The sequence below is a fragment of the Streptomyces sp. NBC_00466 genome (genome assembly GCF_041433995.1).
Lineage (GTDB): Bacteria > Actinomycetota > Actinomycetes > Streptomycetales > Streptomycetaceae > Streptomyces.
Map to the genome: position 1 here is coordinate 1,160,179 of NZ_CP107896.1, position 18,437 is coordinate 1,178,615.

Sequence of the window (18,437 nt, forward strand, 5' to 3'; positions counted from 1 at the left end):
CGGGCGCCCCTTGACGTAAAGGTCACGCCCGACGGGGCACTCCGTCATGCCGTGCCGGTACGAATGGTGATTAGGCTGGGACGGGGGCACGGGCGAGAACCCGCAAACGGGGTGTTCGCGTCCTCACGGGGAGAGCCAGGCGGATCGGACGACAACGGTCGCCCCCCATCCACTACGGCACGAGGGTGCTAGAGCACACCAGCGGGAGGCATTGTGAACAGCGATCGGGACGAGATTCGCGGGGGACCGAACACACCCGTCGACGATCAGTCCGACGCGGATCCCGCCGAGACGGGTGAGTTCACCATCGACTACACCCCTCCCGCCTGGTACACGCAGAACGCTTCGGACGCTCAGGCCAAGGAGCCGGCACCGGCCGCTCCCACTTCCCCGCCGCCCGCTCCGCCGGCGCCTCGGCCCGAGGTGCCTCAGGTGCCTCAGGTGCCTCAGGTGCCTCAGGTGCAGCCCACCGGTCCTGTCGGTGGGCCCGCGGCTGTGCCGGGGCTGCCGCTGACGGGTGGGTTCCAGCCGAACTGGAGCCCGACGCCGGCCGCTGCGGAGAAGGAAGAGCCGGAGACCGAAGCACCGGAGACGGGGACCGGACGTCCAGCGGATCCGGATACTGACGCGGCGCCAGGAGCGGACGCGGTGTCCGGGCGGGACCTGATGCGCGGATCGGACGAGGTTCACGAGCCCGGACAGGAGCCGGAGTCCGGGACCGATACGGAATCCACCCCGAAGTCGTACGGTGATTCCGCGTCCGATGCGGGAGATGAGCCCGAGCCCGCGTCCGAGCCCATCGCACCGGTCGTCCAGGACCAGGAACCGGCAGCGGAACCGGCCCCCAAGGCTGCGCACGAGAAGGCAGCCGAGGCGTTCGGTGGGGGTGAGGTGGAGAGCGCGGCCACCATGAAGTTCTCCCCCGCCGCGCTGAAGCGTGAGTTCGAGAAGCTCGAAGCGGCCGCGAAGGCCGCACGGGAGCGGCCCGAGGCGCCTCCGGCCACCGGGCAGGAGAGCACCCCGCCCGCCCCCGCTCCGACGGCCGGAACGTCCAGCGGGTCTTCCGCTCCCTACCGGTCCGACGCGTTCGCGGATGTCGCCGCCTCGTTCGACCTGCCCGGCACTCCGCGCGGCGCTGACAGCCGGAGTGGCTTCGGGTCGGAGTCCGGAGCGGCGGCCGGGCCCGCCGGAGAGCCCGTCGACGCCGTACCCGCGCCCACCGATGCGGTCGAGGACGCGGTGCCGCCGCACGTTCCGGACGACCCGGAGCCGCAGGACGCGCCTCCCGCGCCCGCCCAGCCCTGGGCGCCCGCGCCTTCCGCGTCGCCGCAGAGTGAACTGCCGCCGCTGCCGCCCGCGTTCCAGCCCGCCGCGCCGCCGCCCGCTCCGCAGTGGCCGGTGAGCACGCCGAGCGCCGACCAGTCGCAGGCGTACCCGGGGCCGCCCCAGCCGCAGCCCCAGGGTCCGCCCGCGGTCGGTCCGGTGGCTCCCCCGGCCCAGCCGTCCTGGCCCGCGCAGACCGCCCAGCCGGCCGGCGATCAGGGTGGTTACGGATTCCCGCGGACCCCCGGGCCTGCCGCCCCTCAGCAGGTACAGCAGCCCCAGCAGCAGACGCCGGGCGCACCTCCCCCGGCTCAGGTTCCGCAGGGACAGGACGGTTACGGATTCCCGCAGCCCGCCCCCAGCCTCCCCGCGCCCCAGCAGCCTGGTTACGGGTTCCCGCAGCAGCCGCTGCCGCCCCAGGCACCTCAGACGCCCCAGACACCTCAGCCTCCGCACAGCGGATATGGGTTCCCGCAGCAGCAGGCGCCGCAGGGACAGGACGGTTACGGATTCCCGCAGCCGGCCCCCAGCCTCCCCGCAGCCCAGCAGCCACAGGCACCCCAGGCGCAACAGCCCCAGCAGCAGCCCGAATCCGGCTACGGCTTCCCACAGCCCGGTGCCCCTGCCCCGAACCTCCCCGCGCAGCAGAACCCGCAGGCCCAGGACCCCCAGCAGGCTCAGCAGCCCGGCGCCCCCGTCGACCCCCGCACCGGAGCCGGGTGGCCGCAGCCCGTTGCCCATGATCAGCGGGAGCGTTCCGTTCCCGGTGCGCCGCTGGGGTACACGGCGGCCGTCGAGCTGTCCTCCGACCGGCTGATCCGCAACAAGCAGAAGACGAAGAGCAGTCGCAGCGGTCCGGCCGGTGCTTCGCGCTTCAAGATCGGCGGCAAGAAGGAGGAGGCCGAGCGGCAGCGCAAGCTCGAACTCATCCGGACGCCGGTCCTCTCCTGCTACCGGATCGCCGTCATCAGCCTCAAGGGCGGCGTCGGCAAGACCACCACGACGACCGCACTGGGCGCCACGCTCGCCACCGAACGGCAGGACAAGATCCTGGCGATCGACGCCAACCCGGACGCGGGAACGCTCGGCAGGCGGGTACGGCGTGAGACCGGGGCCACCATCCGTGACCTGGTCCAGGCGATCCCGTACCTCAACTCGTACATGGACATCCGCCGGTTCACCTCGCAGGCGCCCTCCGGTCTGGAGATCATCGCCAACGACGTGGACCCCGCCGTCTCCACCACGTTCAACGACGAGGACTACCGTCGGGCCATCGACGTCCTGGGCAAGCAGTACCCGGTCATCCTGACCGACTCCGGTACGGGGCTGCTCTACAGCGCGATGCGGGGCGTACTCGACCTCGCCGACCAGCTGATCATCGTCTCCACCCCGTCCGTCGACGGCGCCTCCAGTGCGAGCACCACGCTCGACTGGCTCTCGGCGCACGGCTATTCGGAGCTGGTCGCCCGGTCGCTCACCGTGATCTCGGGGGTCCGCGAGACCGGCAAGATGATCAAGGTCGACGACATCGTGCAGCACTTCGAGACCCGCTGCCGTGCGGTTGTCGTCGTGCCGTTCGACGAGCACCTGTCGGCGGGCGCCGAGGTCGACCTGGACATGATGCGGCCGAAGACCCGCGAGGCGTACTTCAACCTCTCCGCCCTGGTCGCCGAGGACTTCCAACGCGCCCAGCAGGCACAGGGGTTGTGGACCGGCAGCGGCCAGGCCCCGCCTCCGCACATGGCCCCGCCGATGCCCGGCCGGCAGCAGCCGTACCCGCCCCAGGGACCGCAGGCACCTCAAGGACCGCAGCAGCCCTACGGAGGTCAGCAGCCTCCGCAGGGCCAGCCTCCGCAGCAGCCCTATCCGCCGCAGCAAGGGGGCTGGCAGCAGCAGCAGCCGGGGCAGCCAGGCCAGCCGGGGCAGGGCCAGCAGAGCCAGGGGCATCCGGGACAGCCCGGCCAGCCTCCCCCGCAGGGGCAGCCCTGGCAGCAGCAGCCGGGACAGCCGCTCCCCCAGCCGCCGCAGCAGGGAACCCCGGTCCAGCCAGGTCAGCCCGGTCAGCCGGAGTTGCAGGGGCCCGTGCCGCCCGCCGGATGGCCTCAGCAGCAGCCCCCGCAGGCACCGCCGGCCCCTCAGCAGTAAGGCGATAAGGGTATAGACCACTGAAGGCCCACACCGTGCGAACGGTGTGGGCCTTCAGACATTTGTGCAGACCAGGCACGGTCTTGACGACCGTTGACATGTCTAAACCACCGCTGATAGACCTTCGCTTCACCAGCTGGCGACTCCATGATTCACCCTGACGCGAGGTCAACGCCCATGGACAGAAGAGTTCCGACCGGCACAATCCAGCACCGATCCCGTTCCCGTCTGCTTCTGGCCACCGGTGCGACCGCCTTCGCCCTGGTGGCCGCCGCCGCGACCCCGCTGAACCCGGCCCCCCAACAGGCTCACGCCGCAACAGCCAAGGCAGCTTCCGCCGCTGACGCCGACTCAGGCTCCGGCTCCGGCTCCGGCTCCGGTGGCAAGAAGGTCCTCACCGTCGCCGTCAATCAGAGCGTCGACTCGATGAGTCCGTTCCTCGCCACGCGTCTGGTGTCCACCACCGCGCTGCGCCTGATGTACGACTACCTGACCAACTACGACGTCAAGGACGGCCACACCGTCCCGGGCCTCGCCACCGCGTGGAAGCCGTCGGCCGACAAGCTGACGTGGACCTTCACCATCCGTAAGAACTCCAAGTGGTCCGACGGGCAGCAGGCCACCGCCGACGACGCGGCCTGGACGTTCAACAAGATGATGACGGACGGCGCGGCCGCCACCGCCAACGGCAGCTTCACCGCGAACTTCAAGAAGGTCACGGCCCCCGATCCGCAGACGCTGGTCGTGCAGCTGAAGAAGCCTCAGGCCACGATGACCGCGCTCGACGTGCCGATCGTGCCCAAGCACGTCTGGGAGAGCGTCAAGGACGTCTCGAAGTTCAACAACGACAAGCAGTTCCCGGTCGTCGGCAACGGCCCCTTCATCCTGACCGACTACAAGGTCGACCAGTATCTGAAATTCAAGCCGAACAGGACGTTCTGGCGGGGCACCCCGAAGTTCGACGAGCTGGACTTCAAGTACTACAAGGACAACGACGCCGCCGTAGCCGCCCTGGAGAAGGGTGAGGTCTCCTTCGTCCAGGGTCTCACCCCGGCTCAGGCCGCAGCCCTGAAGACCGAGAAGAACATCAAGGTCAACGACGCCCCCGGCCGCCGCTTCTACGCGCTCGCCACCAACCCGGGCGCCAAGGCCAGGAACGGCCAGAAGATCGGCAACGGCAACCCGGCCCTGCTCGACCCCCGGGTCCGCCGGGCGCTGTTCGCCGCGACCGACACCAAGACCATCATCGACAAGGTCTTCCAGGGCCATGCCGTCCAGGGCGCCGGCTATATCCCGCCGCGCTTCTCCAGCTACTTCTGGAAGCCGTCCGCGAGCCAGCAGATCGCCTACGACCCCGCCAAGGCCGCGACCCTGCTGGACCAGGCGGGCTACAAGAAGAACGGCAGCGGCCAGCGCGTCGGCAAGGACGGCAAGCCGCTCAGCTTCCGGCTGCTCTGCCACGCCACCGACCCGAACGACAAGGCCATCGGCCAGTACATGAAGGAGTGGTGGGGGAAGCTGGGCATCGGGCTCCGGATGAGCTGTCTGGACAACGTCTCCGACCCCTGGCTGGCCGGCCAGTACGACCTGGCCTTCGACGGGTACTCGGTCAATCCCGACCCGGACTACGTCCTCTCCATCCACACCTGCGCGGCGCTGCCCGCCACGCCCAAGGACACCGGTTCCACCGACAACTTCATCTGCGACAAGAAGTTCGACGGCCTCTACGCCCAGCAGGCCGCCGAGTACGACCCGGCCAAACGGGCCGATCTGGTGAAGCAGATGGAGTCACGTCTGTACGACACCGGGTACATGAATGTCATGGCCTATCCGAACGCGGTCGAGGCGTACCGTACCGACCAGATCAAGTCCATCGACACGATGCCCCAGGCGGCGGGCAACATCTGGGGCCAGGACGGCTACTGGAGCTGGTGGTCGGCGGTCCCCGCCGATCACAGCGCCTCGAAGTCGTCGGGTTCCTCGACGGGGCTCATCATCGGCATCGTGGCAGCAGTCATCGTCATCGGGCTCGGAGGCTTCGTCGCCCTGCGCCGCCGTTCCACCGCGGAAGACCGTGAATAACCCATGAGCGCTGCTAGCACCACTCCGCTCGCGGAGGGTGCGGCCGACGGCCCGGTCCAGGTCAAGACCGGGCCGTCCGGCCCCCGCACCCGTAACGCGACCGCGTATCTGCTGTACGTCGCGGGCAAGCTGGGCGGCGCGGCCGTCTCGCTGTTCGCCGTCCTGGTCACCAGCTTCTTCCTGTTCCGGATCATCCCGGGCGACCCGGTCCGTACGATGACGCACGGCCGCCCGGTCACCCATGGACAGCTGCTCGCCCTGCGCAGGCAGATGGGGCTCGATCTGCCGGTCTGGCAGCAGTTCACCCAGTACTGCACCAAGGCGCTCAGTGGCGATCTGGGGACCTCGTACCAGTTCCACGCCCCCGTCGGCCAGCTGATCGCGCAGAAACTGCCCGCGACACTGCTGCTCACCGGTGTCGCCGTGGTGATCTACTCGGCGCTCGGCCTGTGGCTCGGCACCCGCTCCGCGTGGGGGCACGGCGGGCTCGGCGACCGGCTCTCGACCGGGGTGGCGCTGACCCTGTGGTCGGTGCCCGCCTTCTGGCTCGGGCTGCTGCTGATCATCGTGTTCTCGGTGGGCATCGGTCCGATCCCCGGAATGTTCCCGACCGGCGGCATGGAGTCCGGCGGTCTGTCCGGCTTCGCGTACGTCACCGATGTGGCGCACCACATGGTGCTGCCGGTCATCACCCTCGTAGCGGTCGGTTACGCGCAGACCCTCCTGGTGATGCGCTCCTCGCTGCTGGACGAGATGGGCAGCGACTATCTGACGACGGCGCGGGCCAAGGGACTGCGCGACGTTCTCGTGCGCCGCCGGCACGCCGTGCCCAACGCCATGCTGCCGACCATGACCATGATCTTCATCAACTTCGGGCATGTGGCGGCCGGCTCGATCCTGGTCGAGACGGTCTTCTCCTGGCCCGGCGTCGGCGGTCTCTTCTACTCGGCGCTGAGCGTGCCCGATCTGCCGCTGGTGCAGGGGCTGTTCGTGGTCTTCGCGGGCGCGATGATCGTGATGAACCTGCTCGCCGATCTGCTCTATCCGCTGCTCGATCCCAGGGTGGGCCGATGACGACCGCACAACCGACGGCGGGCTCGCTCGCCCGGGCCAGGCAGCGCGACTCGCTGGCCCGCTTCTGGCAGCAGTACCGCACCCACCGGGCCGGGGTCTTCGGGCTGGCCGGTCTCGTCCTCATCGCGGCGATCGCGCTGGCCGCGCCTCTGCTGGTCGGCAGCGATGTGCAGAGTGTGACGAAGGCGCCCGGTTCGGCGCTGGAGGATCCGAGCGGAAGGTTCCCCCTCGGCACCGACCAGTTCGGGCGGTCCGTGCTCGCCCTGCTGGTCTGGGGCGCCCGGATCTCGCTCACCGTGGGGCTGCTGGCCGCCGCCCTCTCGGTGGCCATCGGCACCCTGGTCGGGATCATCGCGGGCCACTTCGGCGGCTGGTTCGCGACGGTGCTGATGCGGATCACCGACTGGTTCCTGGTGATGCCGACCCTGGTGCTGGCCATCGTGCTGGCGACCGTGCTCGACCACTCGGTCTGGACGGTGATCCTGGCGATCGGCGTCACCAGCTGGCCGACCACGGCGCGGCTCGTACGGGCGCAGACCATCGCCGTGGAGTCCCGTCCGTACATCGAGCGCGCCAGGGCGCTCGGCGGCGGCCACGGCCATGTGATGACCCGGCACGTGCTGCCCAATGTGGTGCCGCTGGTGCTCGCGCAGACCACGCTGGGCATCTCGGCCGCCATCCTCACCGAGGCGACCCTGGCCTTCCTCGGACTCGGCGACCCGACGGTGATCTCCTGGGGCGGGATGCTCCAGGACGCCCGCGAGGCAGGCGCGGTGTCATCGGGGCACTTCTGGTATCTGGCGCCCCCCGGTATCGCCATCGCGCTCGTCGCGCTCTCCTTCACCCTCTGCGGCCGGGCCGTGGAGGCTGTGCTCAACCCGAAGCTGGGGGTGGGACGTTGAGCCTCCTCGAAATCAAGGACCTGCACGTGACCTACGGGTCAGGGGCGTCCGCCGTGCCCGCCGTGCGCGGGGTGGACCTCACCGTCGGCGCCGGGCAGAAGCTCGGGATCGCCGGTGAGTCGGGGTGCGGAAAGTCGACCCTTGCGCTGGCGCTGCTGCGGCTGCTGCCCGCTTCGGCGACGCTGAGCGGCGAGATCCTGCTCGACGGCGAGGACGTCCTCACCATGAAGTGGGGGCGGCTGCGGGCCGTCCGGTGGGCGGGCACCTCGATCGTCTTCCAGGGCGCGATGCACTCCCTCAACGCGGTGCACCGGATCGGCGACCAGATCGCGGAACCGCTGCTCGTGCACCACCAGGCGACCCCGGCCGCGGCCCGCGCACGCGCCCGCGAGCTGCTGGAGCAGGTCGGGCTGCCAGCGGACCGGGCGGAGGCCTATCCGCACGAACTCTCCGGCGGGCAGCGGCAGCGCGTGATGATCGCGATGGCGCTGGCCTGCGGCCCGCAGGTGATCGTCGCGGACGAGCCGACCACCGCGCTCGACGTGATGATCCAGGCCCAGATCCTGCGGCTGATCGAGCAGTTGGTCGCGGACCAGGACATCAGCCTGCTGATGATCAGCCATGACCTGGCGGTGCTCGCCGACACCTGCGACCGGCTGGCCGTGATGTACGCGGGCCGGGTGGTCGAGGAGGGCCCGGCGCAGCAGGTCTTCACCGCTGCGGCGCACCCGTACAGCACCGCGCTGTCCGGGGCCTTCCCGCGCATTGGCGACCCCGCGTCCCGGCGTGCCCCGCGCGGGCTGCCCGGTGACCCGCCGGACCCGGCCGCGCTGCCGTCGGGCTGTACGTTCCATCCGCGCTGCCCGGTGGCCCTGGACGAGTGCGCGACCAGCGGGCAGGAGCTGCGGGACGCCGGGCCGGGGCGGCAGGCGGCCTGTCTGCTCGTGAAGCCGGGCACCGGCGCGGTCGCGGTCGCGGAGCCCGGTGACGGCGCGGTCGCCGCGCCGGGTGACGGCTCCGTCGCGGACCCCGGCGCCGAGGAAGCAAGGAGCACCTCATGACCACCCCTCCCCTGCTCAGCACCACCGCGCTGGAGGTCGCCTTCCCCGGCAGGCGCGGCGCCTCCCCGGCGCGCGCCGTCGACGGGGTGGACCTCCACATCGGGCCCGGCGAGATCGTGGCCCTGGTCGGCGAGTCGGGGTGCGGCAAGACGACGCTCGCCCGCTCGCTGCTGGGACTCGTACGGCCGACGTCCGGTGAGGTCGCCTTCGCGGGCGAGCCGCTGGACCTCTCCGCCCGCGCCCTCAAGGCGTACCGAAAGCGCGTCCAGCTGGTGCTCCAGGACCCGAGCGGTTCGCTCAACCCGCGGCACACCGTGTACGAGGCGGTGGCCGAGGGCCTGCGGATCCACGGGTTCACGGGCGACGAGCGGGCCAAGGTGTCCGAGGCGCTCTCCCGGGCGGGGCTGCGGCCCCCCGAGCGGTTCTTCCTGAAGTATCCGCACGAGCTGTCGGGCGGTCAGCGCCAGCGGGTGGTGATCGCGGGGGCGCTGGTGCTCGATCCCGAACTGATCGTGGCGGACGAGCCGGTGGCGTCGCTGGACGCGTCGGTGCGCGGTGAGATCCTCGCTCTGCTGCTGCGGCTGCGGGACGAGCTGGGTCTCTCGGCCCTGGTCGTCACCCACGATCTGGGGCTCGCGTGGAACATCGCCGACCGGGTCGCGGTGATGTATCTCGGCCGGATCGTGGAGATGGGTGACGTGGACCGGATCCTCACGGCGCCCCAACACCCGTACACCCAGGCGCTGTTGTCGGTGATGCCGGACGCCCCGACCGATCCGGTGGTACTCACCGGTGAGCCGCCGGACCCGTCCAGGGTGCCGTCCGGGTGCCGGTTCCACGCCCGCTGCCACATCCTCGCCTCGGGCGAAGCGGAGCGTGCGGGGGTCGCCGACGCCTGCCGTACGAAGGACCTGCCGGTGCTGGCGGGCGGCGGGGCGGACGCGGTGGCGTGCCACTGGGCCGCGGCGCCGAAGTCAGCGGGGACCGTGCCGGCCTCCTGAGGCGGCGCCTCGCTCTCGGGGCGGTGTTCCTGGGAGCGGCCTCCCGAGACGGTGCGCCCGAAGCGGTGCGCCGGTGCGGTCACGGAGCTGTCCGCACCGGGGCCCCGGGCGCCGGGGGCCCCGCCCGCAGCCCCGGTACCAGGGCCAGCGATACGGCGACGGACGCCGCGGCCATCACCGCCATGGCCGTCGCGGCAGACGTGTGCTGGGCCACTGCGCCGGCCAGCGCGGCCCCCACACCCTGGAGTGTGAGCATCCCCGAGGTGTGCAGGCCGAGCGACTGGCCCTGGATGTCGTCCGGCGTCAGCTCCACCAGACGCTCCATCAGGACCAGGCCCGCCCCGTACCCGACCGAGGCGAGCACGATGGCGGCCACCGCGAGCGGCAGCCCCGGCCGCACCGCGAACAGCAGATAGGGCGCGGCGAGGAGGAGCAGCAGCGGGGTGGCGAGCCGGGGCCGCCGGCGGGGCGGCACGAGCCGGCCGACTGCCACGTCCCCGGCCAGCATCCCGGACGCGGCGGCCGCGAGCAGCAGCCCCGCGTGCCCGGGCGCGTACGGCACGAAGACCGACTCGCAGCCGACGATCAGCCCGTTGGGCACCCAGAGTGCGAGGTAGACGTACCGGCGCGGCGCGGACGACCAGATGAGCCGGTTGACGCGCCAGGTCTCCCGGACCGAGGGGCGGCCGGACGACCGGGCCGGCCGGCTGCTCAGCCCGCCGAGGGCGACGGCCCCGGCGGTCAGGGAGAGAGCGGCGGCGACGAACAGAGCGCCGCGCGGGGACAGTGCGGCGACGAGTACACCGCCCACCGCGAATCCGGCGATCTGCATGACCCCGGCGGACATGTTGAATGCCGAACGCCCCAGGACGTACGCCTCCTTGGGGAGGATCTCGGCCAGCAGGCCGTACCGCACTCCGCCGCCCACCGAGCCGGCCAGGCCGAGGCCGAACAGCACCGCGAAGGTGGCGGGGACCGGCAGCCCCGGGAGCGCGAGGACAGCGGTGCCCGCGGCGGCGATCACCGCGAGGCCGGTCTCCGCGGCCCGGGGCGGCAGCCGGTCGGCGGCGGAGAGCAGCGCCACCGCGCCGACGGCCTGGGCGAAGGAGCCGCCGAACATGCTCAGCGCGGCCAGCAGCGGTGAGTGGGTGGAGGAGAAGACCAGCGAGGCCAGTGCGATGCCGCTGACGGTCGTCCCCACACCCAGGAGCGAGACGGAGACGAAGAGCGGCGTGAACTCCGGTGCTCCGAAGAGCTGTCGGTAGGTGCGCATGCGCCGGATTCTGACCGGGCGCCGGGGCCGGAGGTTAATCTTTCGCCGGGGGGCGAAACATGGGGCTGTGGCTCATCGACGCGGACACGCTGGCGCGCAGCCGGTTTGTGATCTCCCAGTTCAGCGAGGCTTTCGCCTGTCTGATGATGCTGGAGTCCGGGCAGACCGGGCATCCCGGTGAGCGGTCCTGGCTGGCCGTGCACCGGCCCGCCTACCGGGAGTTGCTGGACGCCGATCCGGTGACCCGGCTGCTGGTACGGACCGGTCTGCGGCCGCACTGGATCGCCGACTTCCTGTCTCCCACGCCAACGGCCGATGCCGGGTCGGACTTCCACCGCGAGCTGGCCCGGGTCCGCGCCACCCCGCCGGCCGGCGCCCGGCGCGATCTGGCCTTCGGGGTGGGCGGCCGGCTGCCCGCCGCCCTGGACCGGGACGATCTGCCGGACCGCGCGGCCGACTTGCTGGAGTGGGTGTGGACGGAGACCGTGCTGCCGTACTGGCCCCGGCGGCGGCGCCTCTTCGAGGCGGACATCCTGGCGCGCACCCGGCTGCTCACCAAGGGCGGCTGGGCTGCAGCGCTCGACGACATCCGGCCGGGGATGCGCTGGCTGGGCGACGGACGGCTGCGGGTCAACCACGGTGCCTATGAGCCGCAGGAGGTCTCGGGCGGGCAGCTGCTGTTCGTGCCGGCGAGCGGGCGCAGCGGCTGGGTCTCGTGGGAGGGTCCGTACCGCTTCTCCGCCGTCTACCCCTGTACGGGCCAGCTGTCGGAGCCGCCGCGGACGGCCGCGGCCGAGGCGCTCGGGAGACTACTGGGCAGCGGCCGGGCGGGGGTTCTGCTGCTGCTGGACAGCCCGAAGAGCACCACGCAGCTGGTCGCGCTCTCGGGCCAGGCCCTGGGGTCGGTCGGCCGCCATCTCAAGGTCCTGCTGGACGCCGGTCTGGTGTTCAGACGGCGGGCCGGGCGGTCGGTGCTCTACTGCCGGACGGCGGCCGGGGATGTGCTGGTGGCGGCGCAGGGCTGAAGGGCCCCGGCCGGGGTGCCCGCCGTCAGTGCGACTCGTACGCCTCGATCAGCGTCCGGCAGCGCTTCACGTCGTCCGCCATGGCCACGAGCAGGGCGTCGATCGAGTCGAACTTCTCCATGCCGCGCACATAGGCGAGGAAGTCGACGGCGACGTGCATGCCGTACAGGTCGAGGCCGACGCGGTCGATGGCGTACGCCTCGACGGTGCGCTCGCTGCCGTCGAACTGGGGGTTGCTGCCCACCGAGATCGCCGCGGGCATCCGTTCGCCGTCCGCGGTCAGCCACCCCGCGTACACCCCGTCCACCGGGACCGCGGTGTGCGGCAGCGTCTCGACGTTCGCCGTGGGGAACCCCAGCTCGCGGCCGCGCTGTGCGCCACGGACCACCACGCCCTCGACGCGGTGCGGGCGGCCCAGGATCTCGGCCGCGCCCGTCATGTCGCCCTCGGCGACCAGCCGGCGGGTCAGGGTGGACGAGAACGGTTCGCCGCCGCCCGCCTCCCCGCTCACCGAGAGGTCGATGATGTCGACCTCGTAGTCGTATGTCGCGCCCAGCTCGGTGAGGAAACCGACGTTTCCGGCCGCCTTGTGGCCGAAGCGGAAGTTGGGGCCCTCGATGACGGCGCGCGCGTGCAACTTGTCGACCAGGACCTTCACGATGAAGTCGGCGGGCGACAGCTTCGAGAACTCGGTCGTGAAGGGGAGGATCAGCTGCGCGTCCACGCCCAGCTCCGCCATCAGCTCGGCACGGCGGTGGTGCGGTGCGAGCAGCGGCGGGTGGCTGCCGGGGCGCACGACCTCGCTGGGATGCGGGTCGAAAGTGACGACCACGGAGGGAACGCCCAGCTCACGCGCGCGCCGCACGGCCCGCCCGATGATCAGCTGGTGGCCGCGGTGCACCCCGTCGTAGGAGCCGATGGTGACGACGCTGCGTCCCCAGTCCTGGGGAATGTCCTCCAAGCCACGCCAGCGCTGCACTGAGACCGCTCCTCGCCCGAACCCGTGTACATGATCAATGCCCTGCAGTTACGCAGGTCTAAGACTGCCATGTCCGGCGCTCGCGGCGTGCATCGGCATCGGGGCGCCCAGCTCGCCGACCGTGAGGCGGGCCTCCTGGCCGACGACGACGGCCCACTCCTGGGGTGCGCAGGCCAGCCAGTCGGCGAGCTGTCCCGCGAAGACGGGCCACTGTGCGGACAGTTCCACCAGGAGCCGGTCGAGTACGGCCGCACCGTCGGGCGTACGGGCCAGCAGCAGTCCGGCGCGGTGGACCAGATCGCGGGTCCGGGGCTCCGCGCGGCGGCCGGCCCCGTGCGCCGCGGCCCGCACCAGGGCCTCAAGCACGGCCAGACCGTCCCTGGCCTCGTACCGCTCGTACTCCAGGAGTACGTCGAGCAGCTCGGCCCGCATCGCGCGCGAGCCCTGGCCCCCCGGCGCGGCGAGCACCCGGGCGAGCACCGCGCGCACGGAGCTCGGGCGGCCCCGCAGCAGGCCGGTGACCAGCGGGAAGATGATGGCGCGGGCGGCCGGGCCGTCCTCCAGGCGGCGGTCGACGAACGCGGCGGCGTGCGCGGCCCCCGCCGGGTGGCGGTCGATGTACTCGTGGACGAGCGCGGCGGCGCGGCGGGCCGGGGCGGGGGTGCTGATCCCGGCGAGCGCGTTCAGCACCGGGCCCGCGGTGTCCGGCCGCGTCCGCAGGACGGCTTCGAAGGCGGCGAACACCGGCTCGGGGTGGGTGGGCAGGGCGGCGGCGAGCGCCGCGGCGGGCAGCTGCGTCCCGCCGGACTCGAACAGGGCCAGGGCACGCGGCAGATGCCGGGCACGGGTGTGCGGGTCGCCGACGAGCAGGGCCAGGGCGTGGCCGTGCAGCCCGCTGTCCTCGGGGCGGGCGAGCAGGGCCAGTGCGGCATACCGCAGCAGCTCACGATCGGCTCCGGTCCTGGCGTGTACGGCGGCGCGCGTGGCCTGGCGGGCTGCGGCCGCCCGGCGCTCGGGCCGGTCGTCGTGCGCCCAGCGGTCCACGGCGCGGCAGAGCGCGGACGTCTCGTCCTCGGCGAGCGCGGCGAGCAGTTCGTCGGCGCGGGGGTGGTCGGTGGCGGCGAGCGCTTCGGCGAGGTCGTCGACGGCCAGTCCGCGCCGGGTGTACAGCAGCGCCTGCGCGGCCCCCGCGACGGTGGGCCGCAGCTCGGCGCCGTCGTCGGACGGCAGCAGCCGCTCGTCGCCGAACCAGCGGCACAGCAGGGGCTGTACGGTCCTGGGCTCGGCGGCGAGCCGCCGGGCGGCGGCGTCCAGATAGCGGTCGGCGGTCCGCGCGCCGGGGACTCCGTCGGCGGGCACCAGCCGGCGCAGCATGTCGAGGCGTTGGCTCTCGCCGAGCCGCAGCCGCTCCCAGAACGCGCTGTCGAAGATGCGGAAGCCGCCGAGCCCGCGCGGTCCGCCCGCGCGGACCGACAGCAGGGTGATCCGGTCGGCGAGGACGCGCAGTACGCCGATGTACGGGCGGGCGTCGGGCACACGGAGCAGCACATCGGCGAGCAGCCGCGCGGCCCACCACTCCGGGTCGGCGAGCAGCGCGGGCTCCGCCGTGGTGCCCGCCTCCCGGCTCGGCCGCGGCACGCGGGGCTCCGCGGGCACGTCCTGCATCCGGTCCAGGGCCTCGATCAACTCGCGCAGCCTGCGGCCCAGTTCGTGGTGGCCGCGCCGGCGCCCGAACAGCAGCAGCGCCTGGACCACCGGCCCGGCCCGGTGCCGGGGCACGGCCGGCGGAGGCTTCACAACGGCGGCGTCCGTGCGCTCCGGGAGCCGGGTGGCGGCCGTCCCGGGCGGTTCCGCCGCGCGGCGGTGCACCAGCGTGTACAGCGCGCCGTCCACGTCGAGGTGCTCGCCCTGCACCCAGTCGGCGAGCTCACCGTGGGCGAAGCGGTATCCGGCGCCCGCCGGGGTCAGCAGCCCCTCGGTGAGCACGGCCGACGCCCAGCCGGTACGCCACGGGAAGAGCTCCTCGAAGGAGGCGCGGTCCAGCTCCCCCTGCCCGGGGCCCAGACAGCGCCGCGCCGCCTCGTGCACCCGGCCCGAGACCGTGGCGGCGAGGCGGCGCACCTCGGTGCCCCGGGGCGCGGGGCGCCGGTCGGCCGCGATCCGTACGGCGGTCCGCAGACAGAGCAGATCCAGGTACGCGGTGAACACGTCCTCGCGGGCGGGCCTGCCGTCCACCCCGTCGGGGATCGCGGCCCGCACCTCGGCGAGCATCCGCAGCGTGAGCGGATGGCCCGCGTCATCCGGGGCGAGCATCCCCTCGGGGATGCCATAGCGCTGCCGGGCCCGCTCGGCCTCACGCGGCAACAGGTCCCCGATCCGTACGCGGTCCGCGCCCCTGGGGCCGAGGAGCCCGGCCGCCTGCTCCCAGTACTCGGGCCGGCAGGCGACCACCATCCGCACCCCGTGCGCGCAGAGCCAGCGCGTGGTGGCGCCGGCCCACCCAGGCAGCGCGCCGGCCGACAGCGGCGCCATCTCCTCCGGCCCGTCCAGCAGGATGAGCAGTGGCTGACCGGCGGCGGCCGCGAGGCCGGCGATCCGCTCCGGGGTCGCACGGTCCAGTCCGCCGCATCCATCGGCGCCCACGATCCGCCCGGCCTGCCGGACCGTGCGGGCCACCGCGTCGGCGACCGAGCCATCGGCGGCGCGCAGATCGGCGCCGCGCAGCCAGACCGTGGGGGCGGGCTGCGCGCCACGGGCCCGGCGGGCCGCGAGGGCGGCCAGCTCGGTCGTCCGGCCCGTGCCGGGGGCGCCGACCAGGCCGAGCACGGGTCCGCCGGCCGACTGGAAGGCGTCCAGCGGGGCGGCGATGCCGGGCCGCTCGACCGGGTCGCGCCAGAGCTCCGGAGAGCCCGAGGCGCCGACCGATGTGGCGGTCAGCTCAAGGACGCCGGCGAGGTTGAGGTCCTCGCCGTAGCCGGGGACGGTCGCGGCGTTGCGCCGCAGCAGCGGGGCGAGCGCGGCGCCGCGCAGCGGAACGGCGAGGCCGGCCACCGGGCGGTCGCCCTGGAGGGCGGTGCCGAGCACTCCGAGCACGGCACCGGTCGACGCGTCCAGCACGGGCCCGCCCGCCGCCGCGCTGCCCGGCCGGAGCGCGTCGCTGCCCTGGGTGCCGAGCGCCAGCTCCAGGGCGGCGAGCCGGTGGCGGCGGCCGTCCGCCGGGTAGGTCACGGCGGTCTCGCCCAGGACGCGTGCGGCGCGCCAGCCGTGTGCGGCGACGCGGACATAGCTGCCGGTCCCGACCGTGTCACGGACGGCCAGGGGCAGGGGTGGTACGCCGAGGTCCTCGCTGCGGAGCAGGGCAAGACCCAGTTCGGGCAGGGCGGTGATCGCTTCGGACCCGGCGCGGCACGTCCGGCCGTCCGCTCCGTACAGCACGGCTCCGGTGAGGCCGGTGACCACCTCATGGCTGGTCACCACCGTGCCCCGGTCATCGGCGACGAAGCCGGTGCCCCTCGGCCGTCCCGCCGGATCGCAGATGCGTACCAGCGTCTCCCGGTCCCCGCTTCCCATGGTCCGACCGTAGGCGCGCGGTGATCGCCGGGAGAAGGACACCGGCCGAAAGCGCCCCCTTGCGCTCCGGGCATTCACTCCGAGCGCCTGGCCGAACGAGTGAATCCCGGGGCCGTGATGGACAGACCCCTTGCGAGGGGGATCGTGGAGCGGGCAAGCGGCCCTGCCCGCTCCACGGTGGGTCAGCCGAAGACGGCGAGGCTCTTCGCCTTGCCGTTCTCCTCCTCGACCAGAGCGAGGAGGCGGTCATCGGGACCGAAGGCGGCCACGGCCCCGGCCGGGTACCCGGGCATGTCGAGCCGTACGCCGTTGAGCAGCAGCCTGGCCCGCCTCTCGTCCACGTCCCAGCGGGGGAACGCGGCAGCCGCGGCGTCCGCGGCCGGCATGACGGTCAGCTCCTCCTGGAGCTGGTCGAGCGTCCGGGCGGTGTCGAGCCCGTACGGGCCGACCCGGGTCCGGCGCAGCGCCGTCAGATGGCCGCCGACCCCGGTGGCGGTGCCGAGGTCGCGGGCGATGGCTCGGATGTACGTGCCGGAGGAGCAGACCACCGAGACGACCAGGTCGACGACGGGCGTCCCGTCATCGGCTACGGCCGGGCGGACGTCGTACACCCGGAACGAGGAGACGGTCACCGGGCGAGCCGGGATGTCGAACTCCTCGCCGCCGCGCACCCGCGCGTACGAGCGCTTTCCGTCGATCTTGATGGCGCTGACCTTGGACGGCACCTGCATGATGGCACCGGTCTGCTGGGCCACCCCGGCGTCGATGGCCTCACGGGTCACCGCCGAGGCGTCGGTGGACGAGGTGATCTCGCCCTCGGCGTCGTCGGTGACGGTGTTCTGGCCGAGCCGGATCGTACCGAGGTACTCCTTCTCGGTCAGCGCGAGATGGCCGAGCATCTTGGTGGCCTTCTCGACGCCGAGTACGAGGACGCCCGTGGCCATCGGGTCGAGGGTGCCCGCGTGGCCGACCCGGCGGGTCCTGGCGATCCCGCGCATCTTGGCCACGACGTCGTGCGAAGTGAAGCCGGACGGCTTGTCGACGATGACAAGGCCGTCCGGCACGGTGTTCTGCTGTGTCATGCGGAGGCGTTGTCCCCGTCGTCGTCGCCGGACGCGGCGGCCTCGTCGGCCTCGTCCTCCGGCTTGCGGTACGGGTCTGCGCCGCCGGCGTACTTGGCGCCCGACGACGCCTCGCGCACCTTGGCGTCCGATGCCCTGGCCCGGTCGAGGAGGTCCTCGATCGCCTTGGCGTTCTCCGGCAGGGCGTCCGCCACGAAGGCGAGGGTGGGGGTGAACTTCGTCCCCGCCGCGGCGCCGACCGCCGAGCGCAGGATGCCCTTGGCGCTCTCCAGACCGGCTGCCGCGCTCGCCCGCTCCTCGTCGTCCCCGTAGACCGTGTAGAAGACCGTGGCCTCCCGCAGGTCACCGGTGACGCGGGTGTCCGTGATGGTCACGTGCGTGCCCAGCCGGGGGTCCTTGATGCCGCGCTGCAGTTTCTCGGCGACCACCTCCTGGATGAGGTCCGCCAGCTTTTTCGCCCGCGCGTTGTCGGCCACTGGTCCGTCTCCTTCTAGAGCCTTGCTCAATCGTCTTCGTCGCCGTGCAGCCGCCGTCGTACGGACAGCAGCTCCACCTCGGGCCGGGCGGCGACAAGCCGCTCGCACCGGTCGAGTACATCAGTGAGGTGCTCCGTCCCGCCGGACACCGCAGCGAGGCCGATCCTGGCTCTGCGGTGCAGATCCTGGTCGCCGACCTCGGCCGCGCTCACCGCGAACTTGCGCTGGAGTTCGGCCACGATGGGCCGGACGACGGAGCGTTTCTCCTTCAGCGACCGTACGTCGCCGAGCAGGAGATCGAAGGACAGTGTCCCTACATACATGCATGTCCGGATGTCCCGCCGGTTCGGGGTCGTGCCCCGCCAACCGCTTGGCGGGGACACCAGAACCGTACACGCAACGGCCGGGGCCGCTCGACGGATATAACTCCGCCGAGCGGCCCCG

General features: G+C 72.6%; 13 protein-coding genes. 7 read left to right on the forward strand and 6 right to left on the reverse strand.

The features are described from left to right. Window positions 1-213: 213 nt before the first annotated feature. The 6 genes from OG210_RS05040 (at window position 214) to OG210_RS05065 (ending at window position 9,588) form a co-directional block, all read left to right on the forward strand. Window positions 214-3,468: an SCO5717 family growth-regulating ATPase gene (locus OG210_RS05040; protein ID WP_371535059.1), complete on the forward strand. Its 3,255-nt coding sequence runs from the start codon at window positions 214-216 to the stop codon at window positions 3,466-3,468. Window positions 3,469-3,645: 177 nt separating this feature from the next. Beyond that, complete coding sequence (locus tag OG210_RS05045) at window positions 3,646-5,550, forward strand: ABC transporter substrate-binding protein (protein ID WP_371535061.1); 1,905 nt, start codon at window positions 3,646-3,648, stop codon at window positions 5,548-5,550. 3 nt (window positions 5,551-5,553) lie between these two features. Beyond that, complete coding sequence (locus OG210_RS05050; protein WP_328332038.1) at window positions 5,554-6,624, forward strand: ABC transporter permease; 1,071 nt, start codon at window positions 5,554-5,556, stop codon at window positions 6,622-6,624. Next, on the forward strand, window positions 6,621-7,526 hold the full coding sequence (locus tag OG210_RS05055) for an ABC transporter permease (protein WP_328332036.1): 906 nt from the start codon (window positions 6,621-6,623) through the stop codon (window positions 7,524-7,526). The genes OG210_RS05050 and OG210_RS05055 overlap by 4 nt, the downstream gene beginning before the upstream one ends. Further along, window positions 7,523-8,587: an ABC transporter ATP-binding protein gene (locus tag OG210_RS05060; RefSeq protein ID WP_328332034.1), complete on the forward strand. Its 1,065-nt coding sequence runs from the start codon at window positions 7,523-7,525 to the stop codon at window positions 8,585-8,587. Before OG210_RS05055 ends, OG210_RS05060 begins: the two co-directional genes overlap by 4 nt. Further along, window positions 8,584-9,588: an ABC transporter ATP-binding protein gene (locus tag OG210_RS05065; protein WP_328332032.1), complete on the forward strand. Its 1,005-nt coding sequence runs from the start codon at window positions 8,584-8,586 to the stop codon at window positions 9,586-9,588. The genes OG210_RS05060 and OG210_RS05065 overlap by 4 nt, the downstream gene beginning before the upstream one ends. Window positions 9,589-9,667: 79 nt before the next feature. Here OG210_RS05065 and OG210_RS05070 read toward each other — a convergent pair whose 3' ends face one another. After that, window positions 9,668-10,861, reverse strand: coding sequence for an MFS transporter (locus OG210_RS05070; protein ID WP_328332030.1), 1,194 nt, complete (start codon window positions 10,859-10,861; stop codon window positions 9,668-9,670). A gap of 59 nt (window positions 10,862-10,920) precedes the next feature. Here OG210_RS05070 and OG210_RS05075 point away from each other — a divergent pair, with 59 nt between their 5' ends. Further along, window positions 10,921-11,886 carry an ArsR/SmtB family transcription factor gene (locus OG210_RS05075; protein ID WP_371535065.1) on the forward strand — a complete coding sequence of 322 codons (966 nt, stop codon included), beginning with the start codon at window positions 10,921-10,923 and terminating at the stop codon, window positions 11,884-11,886. A gap of 25 nt (window positions 11,887-11,911) precedes the next feature. On the opposite strand, the gene OG210_RS05080 is transcribed toward OG210_RS05075, so the two are convergent. The 5 genes from OG210_RS05080 to OG210_RS05100 all read right to left on the reverse strand — a co-directional run bounded on the left by OG210_RS05080 (window position 11,912) and on the right by OG210_RS05100 (window position 18,316). Further along, complete coding sequence (locus OG210_RS05080) at window positions 11,912-12,865, reverse strand: bifunctional riboflavin kinase/FAD synthetase (protein ID WP_327294941.1); 954 nt, start codon at window positions 12,863-12,865, stop codon at window positions 11,912-11,914. A gap of 48 nt (window positions 12,866-12,913) precedes the next feature. Beyond that, entirely contained in the window at window positions 12,914-16,435 is a 3,522-nt protein-coding gene (locus OG210_RS05085; protein WP_371535067.1) for a trypsin-like peptidase domain-containing protein, read from the reverse strand. A gap of 182 nt (window positions 16,436-16,617) precedes the next feature. After that, window positions 16,618-17,517 carry a tRNA pseudouridine(55) synthase TruB gene (gene truB, locus OG210_RS05090; protein ID WP_328332023.1) on the reverse strand — a complete coding sequence of 300 codons (900 nt, stop codon included), beginning with the start codon at window positions 17,515-17,517 and terminating at the stop codon, window positions 16,618-16,620. Further along, the gene (gene rbfA, locus OG210_RS05095; protein ID WP_327294944.1) at window positions 17,514-17,993 is read right to left on the reverse strand and encodes a 30S ribosome-binding factor RbfA; all 480 of its coding nucleotides are present in this window, start codon (window positions 17,991-17,993) and stop codon (window positions 17,514-17,516) included. The genes truB and rbfA overlap by 4 nt, the downstream gene beginning before the upstream one ends. A 26-nt stretch (window positions 17,994-18,019) precedes the next feature. Beyond that, window positions 18,020-18,316, reverse strand: a complete 297-nt coding sequence (locus OG210_RS05100; protein WP_328332021.1) for a DUF503 domain-containing protein — start codon at window positions 18,314-18,316, stop codon at window positions 18,020-18,022. Window positions 18,317-18,437: the final 121 nt, after the last annotated feature.

Excerpts from the sequence above, each read along its gene's own strand:
- truB (WP_328332023.1), bottom strand. The coding sequence starts at position 17,517 with ATGACACAGCAGAACACCGTGCCGGACGGCCTTGTCATCGTCGACAAG.
- OG210_RS05050 (WP_328332038.1), top strand. The coding sequence starts at position 5,554 with ATGAGCGCTGCTAGCACCACTCCGCTCGCGGAGGGTGCGGCCGACGGC.
- OG210_RS05045 (WP_371535061.1), top strand. The coding sequence starts at position 3,646 with ATGGACAGAAGAGTTCCGACCGGCACAATCCAGCACCGATCCCGTTCC.
- OG210_RS05065 (WP_328332032.1), top strand. The coding sequence starts at position 8,584 with ATGACCACCCCTCCCCTGCTCAGCACCACCGCGCTGGAGGTCGCCTTC.
- OG210_RS05075 (WP_371535065.1), top strand. The coding sequence starts at position 10,921 with ATGGGGCTGTGGCTCATCGACGCGGACACGCTGGCGCGCAGCCGGTTT.
- OG210_RS05055 (WP_328332036.1), top strand. The coding sequence starts at position 6,621 with ATGACGACCGCACAACCGACGGCGGGCTCGCTCGCCCGGGCCAGGCAG.
- OG210_RS05100 (WP_328332021.1), bottom strand. The coding sequence starts at position 18,316 with ATGTATGTAGGGACACTGTCCTTCGATCTCCTGCTCGGCGACGTACGG.
- OG210_RS05085 (WP_371535067.1), bottom strand. The coding sequence starts at position 16,435 with ATGGGAAGCGGGGACCGGGAGACGCTGGTACGCATCTGCGATCCGGCG.
- OG210_RS05070 (WP_328332030.1), bottom strand. The coding sequence starts at position 10,861 with ATGCGCACCTACCGACAGCTCTTCGGAGCACCGGAGTTCACGCCGCTC.